Source organism: Thiobacillus denitrificans DSM 12475, assembly GCF_000376425.1.
Classification (GTDB): Bacteria; Pseudomonadota; Gammaproteobacteria; order Burkholderiales; family Thiobacillaceae; genus Thiobacillus; species Thiobacillus denitrificans.
This window is the reverse complement of record NZ_AQWL01000014.1, coordinates 20,840-37,088: the sequence shown is the minus strand read 5'-3', so window position 1 is coordinate 37,088 and position 16,249 is coordinate 20,840. Positions and strand designations below refer to the sequence as shown.

At 56.5% G+C, this 16,249-nt stretch carries 21 protein-coding genes; 17 read left to right on the top strand and 4 right to left on the bottom strand.

The features are described 5' to 3' along the window. Positions 1-470 precede the first annotated feature (470 nt). The 4 genes from B059_RS20055 (at position 471) to B059_RS0116360 (ending at position 3,468) form a co-directional block, all read left to right on the top strand. The gene (locus B059_RS20055) at positions 471-986 is read left to right on the top strand and encodes a porin family protein (protein ID WP_018079336.1); all 516 of its coding nucleotides are present in this window, start codon (positions 471-473) and stop codon (positions 984-986) included. A gap of 296 nt (positions 987-1,282) precedes the next feature. Further along, positions 1,283-1,579, top strand: a complete 297-nt coding sequence (locus tag B059_RS21280) for a hypothetical protein (RefSeq protein WP_211206934.1) — start codon at positions 1,283-1,285, stop codon at positions 1,577-1,579. Then, a complete protein-coding gene (locus tag B059_RS19480) occupies positions 1,485-2,453 on the top strand; it encodes a hypothetical protein (protein WP_211206933.1) in 969 nt (322 codons plus the stop codon). Before B059_RS21280 ends, B059_RS19480 begins: the two co-directional genes overlap by 95 nt. A 34-nt stretch (positions 2,454-2,487) precedes the next feature. Next, positions 2,488-3,468 carry a tyrosine-type recombinase/integrase gene (locus B059_RS0116360; RefSeq protein WP_245538820.1) on the top strand — a complete coding sequence of 327 codons (981 nt, stop codon included), beginning with the start codon at positions 2,488-2,490 and terminating at the stop codon, positions 3,466-3,468. Between the two features lie 46 nt (positions 3,469-3,514). On the opposite strand, the gene B059_RS19475 is transcribed toward B059_RS0116360, so the two are convergent. Beyond that, positions 3,515-4,858: an HDOD domain-containing protein gene (locus tag B059_RS19475; protein WP_018079334.1), complete on the bottom strand. Its 1,344-nt coding sequence runs from the start codon at positions 4,856-4,858 to the stop codon at positions 3,515-3,517. A 560-nt stretch (positions 4,859-5,418) separates the two neighbouring features. After that, positions 5,419-6,468, bottom strand: coding sequence for a hypothetical protein (locus B059_RS0116350; RefSeq protein WP_018079333.1), 1,050 nt, complete (start codon positions 6,466-6,468; stop codon positions 5,419-5,421). Positions 6,469-6,922: 454 nt separating this feature from the next. Here B059_RS0116350 and B059_RS0116345 point away from each other — a divergent pair, with 454 nt between their 5' ends. Next, on the top strand, positions 6,923-7,108 hold the full coding sequence (locus B059_RS0116345) for a hypothetical protein (RefSeq protein WP_157273781.1): 186 nt from the start codon (positions 6,923-6,925) through the stop codon (positions 7,106-7,108). Positions 7,109-7,118: 10 nt separating this feature from the next. Here the strand turns inward: B059_RS0116345 and B059_RS0116340 are convergent, their stop codons facing one another. After that, a complete protein-coding gene (locus tag B059_RS0116340) occupies positions 7,119-7,334 on the bottom strand; it encodes a hypothetical protein (RefSeq protein WP_157273780.1) in 216 nt (71 codons plus the stop codon). A 351-nt stretch (positions 7,335-7,685) separates the two neighbouring features. Between B059_RS0116340 and B059_RS0116335 the strand changes: the two genes are divergently transcribed. The 12 genes from B059_RS0116335 (at position 7,686) to B059_RS0116285 (ending at position 13,636) form a co-directional block, all read left to right on the top strand. Beyond that, complete coding sequence (locus B059_RS0116335) at positions 7,686-8,462, top strand: hypothetical protein (RefSeq protein ID WP_018079330.1); 777 nt, start codon at positions 7,686-7,688, stop codon at positions 8,460-8,462. 96 nt (positions 8,463-8,558) lie between these two features. Further along, on the top strand, positions 8,559-8,843 hold the full coding sequence (locus B059_RS0116330) for a hypothetical protein (RefSeq protein ID WP_018079329.1): 285 nt from the start codon (positions 8,559-8,561) through the stop codon (positions 8,841-8,843). Positions 8,844-9,018: 175 nt separating this feature from the next. Further along, a complete protein-coding gene (locus tag B059_RS0116325) occupies positions 9,019-9,552 on the top strand; it encodes a hypothetical protein (RefSeq protein WP_157273779.1) in 534 nt (177 codons plus the stop codon). A 184-nt stretch (positions 9,553-9,736) separates the two neighbouring features. After that, positions 9,737-10,102 (top strand): hypothetical protein, encoded by a 366-nt coding sequence (locus B059_RS19470; RefSeq protein ID WP_038059126.1) that lies wholly within the window; start codon positions 9,737-9,739, stop codon positions 10,100-10,102. A gap of 79 nt (positions 10,103-10,181) precedes the next feature. Continuing rightward, complete coding sequence (locus B059_RS0116315; RefSeq protein ID WP_018079326.1) at positions 10,182-10,376, top strand: hypothetical protein; 195 nt, start codon at positions 10,182-10,184, stop codon at positions 10,374-10,376. Further along, positions 10,373-10,498 carry a hypothetical protein gene (locus B059_RS21700; protein ID WP_018079325.1) on the top strand — a complete coding sequence of 42 codons (126 nt, stop codon included), beginning with the start codon at positions 10,373-10,375 and terminating at the stop codon, positions 10,496-10,498. The genes B059_RS0116315 and B059_RS21700 overlap by 4 nt, the downstream gene beginning before the upstream one ends. A 303-nt stretch (positions 10,499-10,801) precedes the next feature. After that, positions 10,802-11,098: a hypothetical protein gene (locus B059_RS0116305; RefSeq protein ID WP_018079324.1), complete on the top strand. Its 297-nt coding sequence runs from the start codon at positions 10,802-10,804 to the stop codon at positions 11,096-11,098. A gap of 14 nt (positions 11,099-11,112) precedes the next feature. Then, on the top strand, positions 11,113-11,343 hold the full coding sequence (locus B059_RS20945) for a hypothetical protein (RefSeq protein WP_157273778.1): 231 nt from the start codon (positions 11,113-11,115) through the stop codon (positions 11,341-11,343). 15 nt (positions 11,344-11,358) lie between these two features. Beyond that, positions 11,359-11,562: a hypothetical protein gene (locus B059_RS0116300; protein ID WP_018079323.1), complete on the top strand. Its 204-nt coding sequence runs from the start codon at positions 11,359-11,361 to the stop codon at positions 11,560-11,562. Positions 11,563-11,776: 214 nt separating this feature from the next. Next, positions 11,777-12,367 carry a hypothetical protein gene (locus B059_RS0116295; RefSeq protein WP_018079322.1) on the top strand — a complete coding sequence of 197 codons (591 nt, stop codon included), beginning with the start codon at positions 11,777-11,779 and terminating at the stop codon, positions 12,365-12,367. Positions 12,368-12,461: 94 nt separating this feature from the next. Continuing rightward, the gene (locus tag B059_RS0116290; protein WP_157273777.1) at positions 12,462-12,734 is read left to right on the top strand and encodes a hypothetical protein; all 273 of its coding nucleotides are present in this window, start codon (positions 12,462-12,464) and stop codon (positions 12,732-12,734) included. After that, entirely contained in the window at positions 12,731-13,636 is a 906-nt protein-coding gene (locus tag B059_RS0116285; RefSeq protein WP_018079320.1) for a TRM11 family SAM-dependent methyltransferase, read from the top strand. Before B059_RS0116290 ends, B059_RS0116285 begins: the two co-directional genes overlap by 4 nt. Positions 13,637-13,677: 41 nt before the next feature. Here B059_RS0116285 and B059_RS19465 read toward each other — a convergent pair whose 3' ends face one another. After that, positions 13,678-16,179, bottom strand: a complete 2,502-nt coding sequence (locus B059_RS19465) for a hybrid sensor histidine kinase/response regulator (RefSeq protein ID WP_018079319.1) — start codon at positions 16,177-16,179, stop codon at positions 13,678-13,680. Between the last annotated feature and the right edge of the window lie 70 nt (positions 16,180-16,249).

The following is a 16,249-nucleotide window of genomic DNA, read 5'->3' as shown; positions in this document are numbered from 1 at the left end:
CACGACCCGATAAGGCGAGTGTGGTTTTTCGGGTGCGCAGAAAGACGGACGAGTTAGCACGTGTCATGGAATTGGTTCACGACTGGCCAGGCNGTACGCCGGCAGAGAATCGCCTTCGGTTTTCATATCTCATCCGAGTCCTGATTCAGAGATCGAGGGAGCATCGTGAACGCATCCTCGGCTATTGCAGCCCGGGTGTGTCCAGGCAGCTATTGCCTTAATCCCATAACCCTCTATTTGCCTTGTGCATTAGAGGGTTCGTTTTTTGGACGCCAGTTGTAGGGCAATTCGTCCGTCTGGTACCGACCATGATTCGTCCTGCATAAAAAAACCTCTCCACCGCCACGTCAATTTGAGCGTGGCTAGATAACAAACAGGATTGCCATTTCGCTATTTTTCCCTTCGTTTTACGCAGTACCGAATTGCTAAGATGGTTTTCCCAATTCCCCCCTTAATCCAGAGAAACCAAAATGAAATCCATCTCCAAATTTGCCTTGTTCTCCCTCGCCATGGTGGCCGCTTCCGCGCATGCCCAAGGCCTGTACGCCGGGGCGGATCTCTCGCAGATCCAGTACAAGGAGAGCGCGGTCGACCTCAAAACCGTGGTGGTCCTGGCCAAGGTCGGCTACCAGGTCAACCAATACCTGGCCGTGGAAGGCCGCTTGGGCACGGGCGTTGCCAGCGACAGCTTCAACGACAGCGGAACCAAGGTCAAGATCGAAACCGACATGCTGTATGGCGTCTACGCCAAGGGAATGCTGCCGCTCGCCGACAACTTCTCCGTGTACGCGCTGGCGGGCTACACGCACGGCAAGCTGAGCAACAGCGCAATGGGCTCCACGTCTGATAGCGGTGGCTCCTACGGCGCAGGCGCCCAGCTCGCGCTGACCAAGCAGCTCGCGCTGAACCTGGAATGGGCGCACCTCTACAAGGGGGACGGCTACAAGACGCGAGCCCTGACCCTCGGCGCCGCCTACAGTTTTTGAGCGCAGGACGCTCTACAAGAAACCCGCCGTATGGCGGGTTTCTTTATTCCACTTTTGGTTGCAGAACCTCCAGTATTGCAACTAACGGACAGCCAAACCCACCCCGCCCGCATGCTGACGCCCGCTCGCTCCGCCTAGCCTCCAGGCATACTCAAACCCGCGGCACGGCGAGCTGGAATCCTTCGAAAGACGCTTCCCCCACCAAGCTATCGCCCGCAACAGCACGAAGGGTGATTTTTATAGACTTTTATGCTATCTATATAATTATTCATTTCTAATAATTTTATATAATTTCGATGAGCCACCTCTACCCGCGCACCGAAATGGCCAACGAAATGGCCAGTCAGCTTCTCAACCCGAGCGTGCTCGATGAGGGGCTGCGCTCCGGGCTGTTCATTTCAGGACTGCGCAGAACCGGCAAGACCACCTTCCTGCAGAACGACCTCATTCCAGCGCTCGAACAGCATGGCGCGATTGTCATTTATGTCGACCTGTGGAGTGACCACACAGACAAGCCCGGCAAAGCTGGTCCACGCGGCCATCCAAAAGACCCTCAAGGAGCTTCAAACCCCAGCGTCGGCCCTCCTGGATAAACTCAAGCGTCTGAGCGGTGTTGACCTGGGTGCAGGTGGGTTCAAGTTCGGCTTCAAACTGGAAAGCGTAGGACAGGAAGGCGGTCCGACACTTGCCCAGGCGTTCGCTGAAGTTGTCGATCAGTCACAGACGAATCTGGTCTTGATCGTAGATGAAGTTCAGCATGCCATCACGTCAGATGAAGGGGATCAGCTGCTCTTTGCGCTGAAAGCCGCGCGTGACGCAATCAACACCCGCCCGGGCACGCCGGGACACTTCATTTTTATCGGCACGGGATCGCATCGAGCACTGGTCAGCGAGCTTTCCGCGCGTCGTAACCAGGCATTTGCCGGTGCAACGTCGATTCATTTTCCCTTGCTGGACGAGCATTACTTGGAGTTTCTCCTCAACAGATTGGCCGAGGATGGGGTGAGCCCGCTGCCTTCCCTTGAGGTTGTAACCCAGGCTTTCAAAACACTGGGTAATCGTCCCGAGGAGATGATCAAGGCGCTTCGGCAGCTTATCTACAGCCTCCCGCCAGGTGGCAACCCGGACGAGCTTCTCCCGGTCATCGCAGCAACATTACGTTCGACAGCGGCTGATATCGAACTTCAAAAGGTCGAAGAGCTAGGCGGCCTGGCAAAAGCCATCTTTGAGAAAATCGCTTCCACAGTGGGTGATGCACGGGGCGTTTTCTCGGCGGAAGCGGCAGCTGAGTATTCCAAGGCAATCGGCCGTGAGGTGCGGGTCGAAGAAATCCAGCCGGCGGCGAATGAACTGCTTGCAGCCAACATCATCATGCGCCGTGGACATGGTCGTTATGGCGTCACCGATCCTTTTGTCCAGGAAATGTGGCGAGAGAAACAGGCGTTCATCGGCAAGATCGAGTCCTGACATCATGTCATTCGAGGAGGATGGCTTGAAAACCATGCCGCAACCAACCGATAGCGATACGCCGGCGTCCGCAAAGGCCATCTCCCCTCCCCTCTTCCCCGTCAGCGGCAAACTGAGCGACTGGGAAAACGATCCCCTGGCGTGCTTTGAGGGATGGCTTGCAATGAACGGGATGAGCCTTGAAAGCGCCAAGGTCTACCGGTTCATGTGGGGGAAATTCGCGCGATGGATGCACGACCACGACCTGGGATTCGCCCGGATCCGGAGCAGCCACATCGAGCAATTTCTCGACGACGCCGGCCTCACGAAGCAACATCGCTACCGCTACGTGCGCCTGATCGAGCGCATCTACCAGCATCTCGCCCTCGAAAACCCTTCCCTGGGGAATCCGGGCAGCCAAGCTGCGCGCCAGCGCATCGGGGAAGGCACCAATGCGCCTACGGCGTATTTGGAAGAAACCAAGCGGGATGCGGTGATCCAATGGATCGGACGGGATCTGTCCGGTGAAACCTATGACCGAAAAGATGCGGCCTGGAAAGAAAAACGGGATCTCGCGATCGCCGCGGTCATGCTTGGGGGTGGGGTGAAGGTCGGTGAAGCGCGGGGGTTGTCCGTTAGTTGCATATCTTCGGATTCTGCCTCAATCGACATCCTGGTGGAAAACGGACCTGGCCACACCACCTGCCTATTGCCTTTCGCCAGCGGCGTCCTCAAGCAGTGGCTCGAGCAGCGGGCGCGCATGCGCTTTCCCGGCAACTGGCTGTTCGTTGCCGGCGCCGACGGCCGGCAGATGGACACAGCCACGCTGTATCGGCGGGTGCAACGAGTCATGGAACGCGCCGGTGTCGATCTGGATTCGCGGGAAGGACCACAGACCCTGCGGAACAGCTTCGTGGCCATGCTGTTTGCGCAGGACGTCCCAGATGCTGTCGTGGGCGATTATCTCGGGCTGCGCGAAGCGGCCTCGGTCGATCGCCTGCGCAGCCGACTGGCAGACGCCAGGAACAGCGTGTAGATGCGGGCGGCCACGCCCCAGCCAACAGAACGCGCGGAGCGGATGGCTACTTTTGCTTGCCCACGCTGGCGCGTTCTTTCACCAACGTGTTCTTCAAACGCGCCAGGCGTTGCGCAGCAACCAGCCGGGCGTGCAACGCCCTTGAACTGATCGTGCTGGGCACATAGCTGTCCGCGCCGCCCTCATAGGCCCGGATTGAGAACTCATCGCTGTGCTTGTCGTCCATCAGCACGATATAGATGCCGCAACCTGCATGGACTTCACGCAATGTCTGGCATAACGCCAGGCCATCCATCTGGTCCAATCTCATATGGGCGATGATGACGTCCGGCATCAGCTCCAGGACCAGTGCCATCGCGGAATGGCCATCGCCAACAGGGTAAACGGTATGTTGGCCGCTTTCAGCCAGCAGCGCCATGGTCTTGCGACGGGTGAAATCGTTGCTGTCGGCCACCACAATGCGTAGCAACGACGCGTCTTTGGCGGCCTTTTCGGCTTTGTCGAACAAGCCGGTAAAGGGGGGCAACGGCTCGGTCTGGATTTTCAGCAAGGTACCCCAGTCATGCCATTCGCCGATCAAGTCATGGACAAACCTGCCAACGTCATCGAAACGGACGTCAAGTTTCTCAGCCAGAGCCAACCACGCCGGAATCATTTGCGGACGTTGGTCAGCAGGCGCCAGCGCGATGTCGGCCAGCCCATGTGCCAGGCGCAGCATCAAAACCAGGCTGTTCGACCGCGATTCTGTGGTGTCAGATAGCTGATCCGGGTCCTCATACAGCGCCAGCGGCTGGGTGAACACCCCCGGAATGCCCCAATCGGACATCATTGCGATGCCCAGTTCGGTATGGTCGGTTTCGAGTCGCTCACGTTCGTGGACAGCGATGGATTGTGCAGGACTAGCCTGATGCGCAGTCAGCACGGCACTGTATTCCTCGGGATAAACGGTTGCCAGCGCCAGTTGGCCAATTTGCGCCAGCAGGCCGCATATGAACAATTCGTCAGAGGCCCCCACACGAACACGCGCACCAAGTGCCTTCATGGCCAGTGCCATCAGCAACGAATGCGACCAATATCTCTGGTAATCAAACGAATCGCATGCGCCGGCGCGATGCTGATCGAGCAGTGAAAATCCCAGTGCGAGCTGGCATACCGTTTTTTCGCCCTGTCGAACGATCGCTTCCCGTACGGATACCACGGGACGCGAGGACTGCGAAGCACTGTTGGCCAGTTTGATCAGGCGTCCGGACAAGGCGGGATCGGTTTCGACCACGAGCGCAATCTCGCCCAGCGTTACGTCTTCGCGTTTGGACAGAGCAAGCACAGCCAGGGCGACGCCCTTCGGGCTGGGTAACTTCGGATTTGTCTTGAGTTGTTCCAGCGGCATCATCAACCAACCTATCAGCAAATCTCACCAAAATCTGTTGCGGTATACCTGATATCTCTGGGCCGCGTTCAACAGCGGTCGGATACAGTGATGTGGACGACAGATCCTTCAAGTTGCCGCTGACAGGCTTACACACGTATATCGACACGATTCCGGCAAAATAAAGTTTTGTAACGACCGTCCTGTCGCGATGAGCAGAAGCCGCTGCTCATGATCAGCCTGACCGGCGACCTGATCAGACCGAATGATGGTGATGATCACCCGACGTACTGCGACTTTGAGTCTGTGAGGGGGAGAATAATGGCGGCCGACCAGATAGGCGTGACCGGCCAGCGCCAGGGGGCACCTTTTCGCCATAGCAGGCGTCTGTATGGCCGCTTCACTCTCCAAAATCCCGCCAGATTACCTATGCGTGCAATTCGGCCTGAGCAGCGCCTTAGCCTGACTGTTCAATAGGCCAGGAGTTCGGCGTTACCGATCACGCCTCGGTTCAGCTGCGACGCGAAGTGCCGTCCGCTGCAACCAGTTTTTGGAGGGAGGTGGCGGAGAACTCTAGGCCCCCGCTATTTCGGAGTAGTTTTCTTGTCAGTACCCAGGCTTCGCAGATCAGAGCGGAGGCCTTCTCGCGTACGTTTGAGAACCTCTTCAGGCGGCAGCCCCGTCAAGGTACCCAACAACCCCGCTTTGATTTCGATGGCCTCATTGATGGTTACTGATTTCGCGCTGGCAGTGACCGCTCCGTTCTCCTTAAACTCAGGCCCGGGGGGATGGGGCATCGCGATGTCGGCTGGTTTCATCGGCTCCAAGAGCAGATACGGCTGTGATCGAGTGGCCTCCGTGAGTAACGCGCTTAGCCGGGCACTGATCTCGCGGTCCTCGTTATAGACAGGGGCATCCGAGACACTTGGGCTGAACGTCACCTGAGCGAACGCGCTGATTGGATTCGGCACTTCTCGTGCAATCAGTATCTCCCTGAAGGTATCGCTGACGGTCTCACCATGTTGTTCCAAATCACTTACCGCGGTGCGCGACGATTGGGTTGTCAACAAGGTGTTCCGCTTCCACTTGAGAGAATCTGACGCCACCAAAGCGCTCTGTGTCGGCGGCTTGTCGACCTCCTTGGCCATCTGCCGGTAGGAAGGTGTCCCAGGTGAACGGGGTGACTCCTGTTTTTTCTCGTTGGTCGCCAACGCAGCACCGGCAGCAATGGAGCCCACTTTCACATACGCATCGCCGACTGCTAACAGGATCGTGCACCCATCAGCACAGGCTACCCAGCCAGCGCCGGCTACTACCGCCACGGTGAGGATCTCCTTCTTGTGCTCCTTTGCGAAGCCGCCGACACTCTTTTCCGCTTTCTTGACTTCCTCTATCGCTTCCTGGCTTGCGTGCGCCAGCCCCCGTCCCACATCGCCGCCGACGGTTTTCCCTGCCTCTCTTGTGATCTGGAGCGGTACTTTTGCCGGAGCTGTAATTGCGTCACTTGCAACCTGTCCGATTTTCTTCACCCACTTTGGCGTCTTGGCGTACGCAGGGCTAGAGGCAAAGGCGGTAGCCACCATGACGAACGCTGCAAGCACTTGATTCGAACAGTTCGGTAATGGGCGAGCCATACATTCCTCCTGTGAGTAAGCGTAAACAGTGTCCGTCCAATCGCGATAGGGGAAGACCTCACGATCTTCCCCTCCCACGCCACGTGCGTACGGGACCGTACACGGCGGTTCAATGAACCGATTCCTGCCATCCCATGAGGGATGGCAGACCTAAACTGCTGAAGAGCTTCCGGATTATGCGGCTGATTTTTCCCTCAGCTAGTCGACTCAGATACCTGCCGCTAAACCAGCGCCACCTTGAGCCATGGGAGAGATCATCTGGTCGGAATCGGTGGGATGTCTGTCAGAAAAATTAGTATAGGTGATCATGTCAGATTGGATCTGGTGATCATGGACGACCGGAATCTGCACGATGTTTCGCTTCTCAGCGCTTGCCTGCCCTCTGACCCAAACAGTGCACAAATATCCCCGTTCGCAACGGCATGAGCCTTGGTAAAATCGCGGCATGGGGGTCATGCTCGAACTCAGTGACATGGAATTGGCGGCATTACGCCGCCTGCTCGCATTCGTCTCCGCGAAACACTCAGAAGGAAGACCGATAGATCAGGCCGAACTGGCCGCCGGCTTCTCCGAAGGGGACATGCAGTGCCTGCAAGGCATTTGGGAAGCGTTCGAGAGCTACTCGAAGCAAGGACTCTAGAAGGCAGCGTTCAGCGCGCAGCAGCGCAATCGATCCATTCTGTCCCACAGCATTCGCAGCGGTAGGCCATCATGGCCGACTGGTCATCAGCACGGGCGATCGTTGCGGCATACACATTCTCGAAGCTCCGACAGGTGCCGCAGCGCTTCGCCACCTTCTTGGCGGGGGCGGTACGAAAGACGTCAGCTACCAAGTCGTGCTGGCTTTGCTGGTTCCAGATATTCATGGCTATCTCGCTAGTCCGCAGCAGGAATGCGAAAAGTATACTCCACGTGTTCACAAACTATTTGTTGTTTTTAATCATAACGTTAAATCAGGCCTACAATTAAAGTTGTATATACCGACAACGTCCCGTTCTATTAGGATGAGGTTGCTGTTTGCGGACCCCATTCGCAAGTGGCTGAAGTTCTCCGCAGGGGTCTCCCCCCTTACTTTGCCGGCTCACAGCCGGCATTTTTTTGCCATTGGTCCACCTCTGTTTGAAATTCGATTCGTAATCGTGTGACGAAGCGTTTTCGCTGTTCTTGCACGTTCATTCGCTTTGATAAGCTGCCTTCGTCTACGGAGGACAAACAAAGTGAACAAATTCAATATCGCGCTGTTTGCCATTTGTTTTGGGCTAACTGCCAGTCCATCGCAGGCCGAGGACCTGCTCGTTACCGCAATGGGATTCGGCGCCGGCATCGGTAGCGGTTCGATTTCCGGTGACTACATGAAGTCGTCGACCGGCGTCGCCCTTGGAGGCGGCCTCGACTTTGACGGAAATCTCTTCATGCTGAAAGCCGGCGGCCATACAACGGTCGACAACGACAGCAAGAGCATGGACATTGCTCTTGGCCTGGGCAACAAGTGGATCAAGGTTGGTTTGGCGTACTCCATGATCGGCGCCGACGTGGCTACTTCAAACACTCCGGTAGCGGTTGGCGGCGGGCCACTCGTCGGTATCGTCAACACGGACACGAGCCGTGACACGTCCCTTCAGGTCGACGCATTCTCGCCATTCGTCCGGCTATCGCCTATTCGCACCAAGGACAGTTTGGTCAGCATGGATTTCTACTACAGTCTGGCTTCTTCCGGAGAACAGAAGGTACCGGTGCGGGTGCTTGGACTGGACGGCTACCTGGTTACCGAACCAGTCAAGGCTGGAGGCGCGTATGGCATCAGCCTGCAGGCGGTGCACCGCATCAAAGGCTCGTGGGCCGTGTTCGGCCGGTACGGATACAACCGCGCCCAGCTGAACGGAGGCGACGCAAGGGTCCAGGGCGACATCCTTGGCTCATACAACAGCGTGCCGATCCCGGACGTGAGCCTGAAGAACCAGGTCTTCATGATCGGCGTAATGATGGTGCACTGAGAGAATAAGCATCCGCGCCCACCTTTCATAGGGCGTGAGCCTCAATCCTAACTGCAACGTGAAACCAGGATGTTCCTGGATCCTTAGGAGGTTGCTATGTCTCTCAAGAAGAACCTGAAGGCTTTGAAAAGCGCTTTGATGGGCGTTCCCCGTCCATCCGTCACGATCTATGAAACGACCCATAATCGATTCATGGTCGTCACCCGGGCAGACAAGGTCTACGCCGAGGAAGAAGTCGAAGGAACCTTCGACGAAGCGTGCCGGTTTGGACGCGAGAAACTCGACGAGGCGGTTGCAGATCCGTACCTTGAAGGGTATCAACCCTTCATGAGCAGTCCGGAAGCGCGTCCGACATCCGACGTCGTCGGCTTGAACGCCTGACCGCAGTACCGTTTTTCCGATCCTTGTGTTCGGTCTAACGCAAAATCCCCTTTGTGCCTCGTGCCTTAGGGGATTTTTTTTGCCCATGGCCTGGCTTATGCCCGTGCGTCCCACAATTCTCACGGCAAGGTGAACGCCCTCATTTCGAGGACGGCCTGCTGCCAGGAGATACAACATGACAGGACTTACTGCAATCCACCAACGTCGTGCTTTGGGCGATGTCTCAATTGCACCTCAACGTTATTCCCCAAACTGGTGGGATAGTGATCGTTCAAGACCATCTGCTTTACGCCAAGCAGCGTACAAATGGCGGCCTCGGTTGTGTGTGATCCATGATCGAGATGGCCCACTTCAATTCGTTGCCTTCGGTGATTTAGAAGGCGCCGACTCTGCACTGGACTTCGTTCTCGGGCCGCTCGTCGCAACCAAGGCGGATTTGGACCACGTGCTGTTTGCTTCAAACCGCGTACTGCTGGATATTCTGCCAAATGAAGCGAAGGACGCGCTCGATCATTTCATTCTTGCTTTCCTGAAGAAAATCGCGACAGCAAACCTTGGGTGCGGATTCGATGCAGTCCAGGCAAGTGTGAAACTCGAGGCCATGAGGGAGATGACTTACGATAGCCTTCGTTCCAGTGCATCGCAATCCCCTGAATACGTCAAGTTCGCACGATGCCTTGCGGCTTGCATCGAGAGCGGTAAAGCCTGATGAAACATCATGGGACAAGCCATCATGCAGAACACGCCCAGCCTCGAAAACCCGGCCTATATCGACATGTGCCGGGCACAATTGAGAGTTTTGCCCATCGACATGAAGATATGCAAATTTCATTGCGAAGTCTTTTGGCGCCCTGGATGAGTTTCAGGTAATCACTAATTGAAGGAGAACAAACATGCGGAATTTACGCTTGGCTTTACTTCCGTTTGGAGCGATCGCTGAATTGCTATTGCTGGCTACTTGCTGGTTTTTAGCAATGGTGAATGTCCCCAGAGCACACAAACTTACAAAATGGGCCACGACTAGGCTGCCCGGTCCATCTTGGTATCTCGGAAAGGTGCGAAACATGTTTCCGGTAACGGTGACTTATAAAACCGCCAAGGGCGTCGTCGAGTCATTCGTCGCCAAGGATGTTCAGGATCTGGATGGTTCAATTTCCGGGATTGAAATGGACGGTGGTTCGGTCTGTTTTGTGACGAGCCGGCATGGTGAAAAGGTGTTACCTGACCAGCTTGGCAGTAGCCAAAGCATGGCCTGGTAGCAATAGAGTCAACGGTTGAATTTAGCCTGGCCACACAAGGCCGATGCCACTTGCTTTGGTGATGGCAGAAAGGAGATTTATGCAGTTCAATAAGTGCCAACGAGAAGGGGTTGCCAAAGTGCTGGATAACCTCGCCACAGCTTGTATGGTGGCGGTTGTACTCAGCGGGCTGGTCGACCACAAAATTGGTTGGGAAGTTGTACTGCTTCTACTGGTGTTGTTTGCTGTGCTAGTATCAGTAGCAGTTTACTTACGCAAAGGAGACCCGGAATGAGTATCGAGTCTTTGATTGGTTTCACGCTGGGTGTTGCGTTTATTGTAGGGCTTGCGCTTTACATGAACAGCCATCGCGCAGATGACCACGAGAAAGGCAGTGAAACACGTCACCACGCCTGATTTTCATTACCACCAAAGCCCATTCACCTAGTGTGATTGGGCTTTTTTCTTGCCTGTTAAGAAACTCCCTGGTTGCATTGAAGGCAGGGGTTTTATGCCTGACGTATGCGTTCCATTGCGTTCCATCCATGCCGACGATTGCATTTTCCCAGCCAGCAAGCAGTCGGTTGATTGCACAAACAGGCCGTGAGCCTGGTCCTGGGCACGTAGTGCCGCATGGACATTATTTGGGAGTGTCCCTCAAAGCTTACCGCAACGTCAGAGCCTTCCATTCCGGATGGCGCGTATGCAAGGAGAAGCACCATGAGCAACTCTCACATTGGACTCGAGGACCCCGCCTGGGTTGAGCAATACAAGGCAAGGTGGCCGTGCCTGCCAAAGGAGATGGCCGTGATCGAGTTCCTTGGAACGGGCGATCCCTTCTTTGGGGGGACTGCCGACGACCGCCCTTTGGGGAAAAACGGCCGCATCCTAGAACCGGGCGAGCGCCGTGACGAGGTCGCATCCTTCACGACAATCGAAGAAGCCCATCAGGCCGCCTTGTGCATCAAGAATCGGCGCGCTGGCAGCGTTCTTGGCGTTGCGCCGCGTTGGCGATGAGAAAGGGGACTGACATGGCAAAAGCAAGCCTTAAAAACCGCACAATAGCGATCCGGTTTGGAGCTGCAGTCGAGCAAGCTGGAGACGGCAAGTTCAACTACTTCACCCACCCGAACAACTGTGCATTTGGTTGCCCTCTTCCTCAGGCAAAGGGTGAATTCATGTCCAGGTCGCAGGCTTGGGAGATGTGCGGCGCGGTAATTGAAGCGAAGCACACCGATCCTCGGCCCGTTACGTGGTTATGAGATGAAAGGAAAAGCATGAAGAACGAAGAACGAATCGAGCGCGCCTCGAATTTACTCCAGCAAGCGCAGGCGGTCCTGGCAACGATAGATTTCCCTCCGCCATCCAAATCGGCCGCCGATTACTATATTCCAACCTTGGCAGCAAATGTTGAGAACGAGGAATTGTCGGATGCCGATTTTCGACAGTTCGTCAGAAATTCGCTGAAGACGCTGGCCTGACGAGCAATAACGTCGAAACGGCCCATGCAATCGATGATGATGGCAACAAGCCATTATGAATTCGATGATCGCTCTTAACCGCCAACCCGGCTCATTCCACTGCGGATGACCGGGTTTTTTATGCGTTGCGACATCTAGACGTTTGAGTATAATAACTGTGTCGAATGTATCGACAGCCGTCGCCTCCGGCATCGTAGGCAGGAGTCAATAGACCATGATCACGCGAGCCACGCTCAAGGTCCTCCGCGAGGACATCAATCAGGCCCTGGCCAGTGTCGGCCAAAAGCACAACCTCAAACTCGAAGCAGGCCACATCAGCTTCACGGAGTCCCACTTGACCTTGAAGGTCGAAGGTACCGTGGTCGGCGCGAAGTCGCGCGACGCCGAGCTCTACGAGCGGTCTGCTGCACTGTACAAGCTTCCGCCGCTCGATACGGAGATTACCCTGCAGGGCAAGGTCTTCATCGTGCGCGGCATGAAATCGCGTGGGCGGAACTGCGTCATGATTGACCGCAAAAGCGACGGAAAGGGGTTCGTGTGCGACATCGACACCATACTCCGCGCCGTCCCCAAGGCCCCGACCATGACGCTCACCGAATTCGCGGCCGAGGCCAACCGTTTGGACCGCGAGCATGTGGCCAAGCTCAACGCCGACCCCAAGAATATCTTCGGGGCAGAGCATCACGATCTGCCGGAAGCCATATTCACCTTCTACCACCAACAAGGTATGACCCCCCAACAGGCCTTGGATGCCCTCAAGGAAGAGGCCGCGGCTGAAATGCGCTTCGAGGCAAAGGCTTCCTGATTCCAGGGCCTGCCACGGAATCAGGAAGCATGAGTTCATCTGCGGAATTCCGTCCAATGCCGCGGCCAAGTCCGAGCATGCCCTGGCTGAGTTGGTGAGCAGTCGACAGCTCTCCGGCATGCATATCCTTGGGGCCGCCTCAGACAGCTACCTGCTGCCGCGCCTGAGCACCATCGATATCGCCGGCGGCCCAAATTTTCCGGTGACCGCCGACGTAGCCACCTGGCGGAAGCTGCTCACCGAACATGGCCGAGACAACGCCCTGCGGATGAGCATCGGGCTGCATGCCAACGCGCCGATCCGCATGTGGTCTGGCATCACAACGATGTACGACTACTTCGACCTTGCACCGGAGGAAGATGAGTGAAGATTCAAGACACCCAGGCAGCGAACGACATGGAACAAGCTGATAAGTCGACGAAGGCCCTTGGCCAGTACCCTACCCGGGTCTGGGTTGCGGAGGCCCTGGTCGAGCGGCATTTTGCCGGACTGGATTCGGGTGACTGCGTCATCGAGCCGAGCTGCGGACCGGGCGCCTTTCTGGCTGCCGTACCGCCGCATGTGCACGCCATCGGCATCGATATCGACGCGAAGATGGTCGAGGCGGCGCGCGCGAACACCGGCCGCGAGATACTGCAGGGGGACTTCCGTACGCTGCCACTCACGGTGACCCCCACGGCCGTCATCGGCAACCCGCCTTTCAACCTGCGCGTGATCGACGGCTTTCTGGAGCGGTCCTTTGCGCTGCTGCCGAATGGCGGGCGCGTCGGCTTCATTCTTCCAGCCTACGCGTTCCAGACAGCTGGGCGCGTGGCCGAGTATGCCGAGCGCTGGTCGCTCATGCAGGAGATGATCCCCCGCAACATTTTTCCCGGCCTGTCGCTTCCGCTGGTGTTTGCGATCTTCTCCAAGGACCGGCGCCGCACCCTGGTCGGGTTCGCACTGTACCGGGAGGCGGCCGACGTCCAGCAGCTGCCCCACATCTACCGGGATGCGCTGGCTGGAAGCGCGGGCCCCGTTTGGCGTCAGGTGGTGGAGTGTGCCTTGGTACGGCTGGGCGGCGTCGCCGACTTACCGGAAATCTACCGTGAAATCGAAGGTAACCAGCCGACCCGCACACAGTTCTGGCGCGAAAAGGTCAGGCAGACCTTGCGGCGTTATTCAGACCTCTTTCAAGTCGTAAATACCGGACGATACGCGCTGGATTCCAGCCGGCGCGTGACAGTCTTACCTGGGGCAGGCAGCCAGTTCAGTTTGCTGATGCCTTAGACAGGACAGCGGGTCGAGTCATCCGGCGGTGCGGCGCTGTCTCAGTTGCAGCGAGCGCCACCCATGGCGCTGCGCATGTAATCATCAACTGCCGTCTGAGCCTCGTCGATGGCGGCCCTGATCTCCTCCATTTTCGCCGCGGCTATTTTTTCGTGGTCGTTATGGAGTGGGATGTACTCTGCATTGACGCATAGGTCACCCAGTTTCCAGGCACCAATGTCATAAGCGCAACCTTTGAGCATGTGCAACTGTTGTTGCCACCTTATCTGGTCGTGACTAAAAAATGCGCGGCGTACCTCTTTGAGGCTTGCCTGACTCTGCTCGCGGAACACGGCAATAACCTCGGGGAGAAAATCCACACCGGTCATCTCCGCAACATTGTTCAACACGGACGGATCAAGAATGCGATGCGACTGGCAAGAAGCGCGCGCGGACAGCGCGGAGACGACCTTTTGCTCCGCCGTTTGCGCCAGCTTGGCGAGCTTTGCGACAAGGTCGGAAGAATTGAGCGGCTTGGTGAGAAAGTCGTCCGCGCCCGCATCGAGACAGGCTTGCCGTGCCTCGGGACGCGCATCGCCCGTCAACATGATGATAGGCATGCGGCCATCCTCCATAAAGCGCCAACGCTTGACGACATCCGGCCCCGCGAGTTCTGGCATGTGCATGTCTATGATTGCAAGGTCGCAATGCTCGACCTGTAGCTGATTCAGCGCTTGCTCTCCATTCGTTGCGATACACACGAAATGTCCCATGCGCTCGAGCTGTTCGCAAAGAACGGTTCGGTTCACGGGGTTGTCTTCCGCCACGAGGATGCACAACGGGCCTGCGCCGCCAGATTCTGCCTTGAAGCGCTCACTCAGCGAGGCGACATTGGCATTCTTACGCTGGGCAACCGCCGAATGCAGGATATTGATGAGGAGCGACTTGGTTATGCCCCCGCGCAGTACCGAGGCAAAACCCGAATGAATCAGCGTGTTGTCGCTTGACGCACTAGTATTGGATCCGAGCAGCACCACGTGCGGAAGCGAACTCGTGGTTGACTCCTGAAGATGTTGCATGATGGTGGACGCGTTGCCAGAAAGGGCGTCTTCCTCGACAAAGATGATGTCGGCCTTGGCATCCAACAAACATTTCGCGGTCAGTTTCTTGGCGCAATCAAGCACCACAACGTCGCCGCCCAATTCGCGAAGCATTTTTGCCATTGCGTCCACACGCTCGGTTCCGGACGATATTGCAATGCGCGCTGGAAAGCCCAATGACGTGTCGGTCGAGTCAGACACCTGGAATGGCAAATCGAAGTGGAAAGTTGTGCCTTGTCCCACTGTGCTCGTAACACGAATGGAGCCGCCCATCTTCTCTACCAGGTTCTTGACGATGGTGATCCCCAGGCCGGTACCGCCAAAGCGCCTGGTGATCGAGGAGTCTGCTTGTGTGAACGGCTCAAAGATGCGGTCGAGTGCCTCTTTTTCGATGCCGACCCCGGTATCCGACACCGTGAACAGGAACAAGCTCTTTTCAGGGGACGAATGGAATGAAACATTCAGATCAACCCATCCGCGGTCAGTGAACTTGACTGCGTTGCCCAGAAGATTGATCAATATCTGGCGGAGCCGGCGATCATCGCCACGCAACTTGAATGGAACATTCGGCGCCACAAAAACGTTCAGCTCAATGCCTTTATTCTTGGCAAGCGGGCGCATGATCGAAGCGACCGAATTGACGAGGTAGTGCAGGTCGAATTCCTCCTCCGTGAAAACAATGCGCCCCGCCTCGATCGCGGAAATGTCGAGAATGTTGTCTATCAGCTCAAGTAGGGCCCTGGCAGATTCCTGGGCAATATCGGCGAGATGCTTCTGGTTCCTGTCGAGTTCCGTTTCAGCGAGAAGATCTGTCACGCCAATCACCCCGTTCAACGGCGTGCGCAGTTCGTGGCTCATGTTGGCCAGAAATTTTGACTTTGCCGCACTGGCCTCCTTTTCACGCTCGATAGAGCCGTGAAGTTGACGCAACAGGACGGACGAGTATGCCGGGGCGGACACGAGCATAAACAGCAAGCCCCACCAGAGGTACGGCTGCGAGTTCCAGTATGGATTCACCTCATGGACAACTGTAAAGCCGACAACGGAAGCAATGGTCGAGAGCAGCAGGTATGGCATACCATAGCGGAAGCCGTTGCCGAGCGTCACCCACAGATAAAGGCCAACGATAATGATGCCTGCAGGCCCAACAACTGCCACGACGAAGGTAATCACGGCGAAGTCGTGCACCATGCCGAGTACGCGGCGCGGGACAGAAACGTCTGGATCCAAAGAGGCAAAGACCAGGAGAGGTATCGAAACCGCCAGGCTGACGACGGCAAGGTACGGGAAGATCTTGATGGCCTGGGGGTCATGAGATAGCCACCCGGACAAGAAATAAATCCAAACGGCCATTCCCATGGCCACTCGAATGATGGACTGCTGGACCTCCGTGTCAGGGCGATTTTTGACGCGCGCAACAAGCGCCTTTACACGGCTACTGTGTTTTTCGCTGTCAATGTTCATTGACTCCACACACCATCCCTGACGAACCCGTTAGGTAGATGTGCTGTCACCCGCAATTCTCGATCCAGTT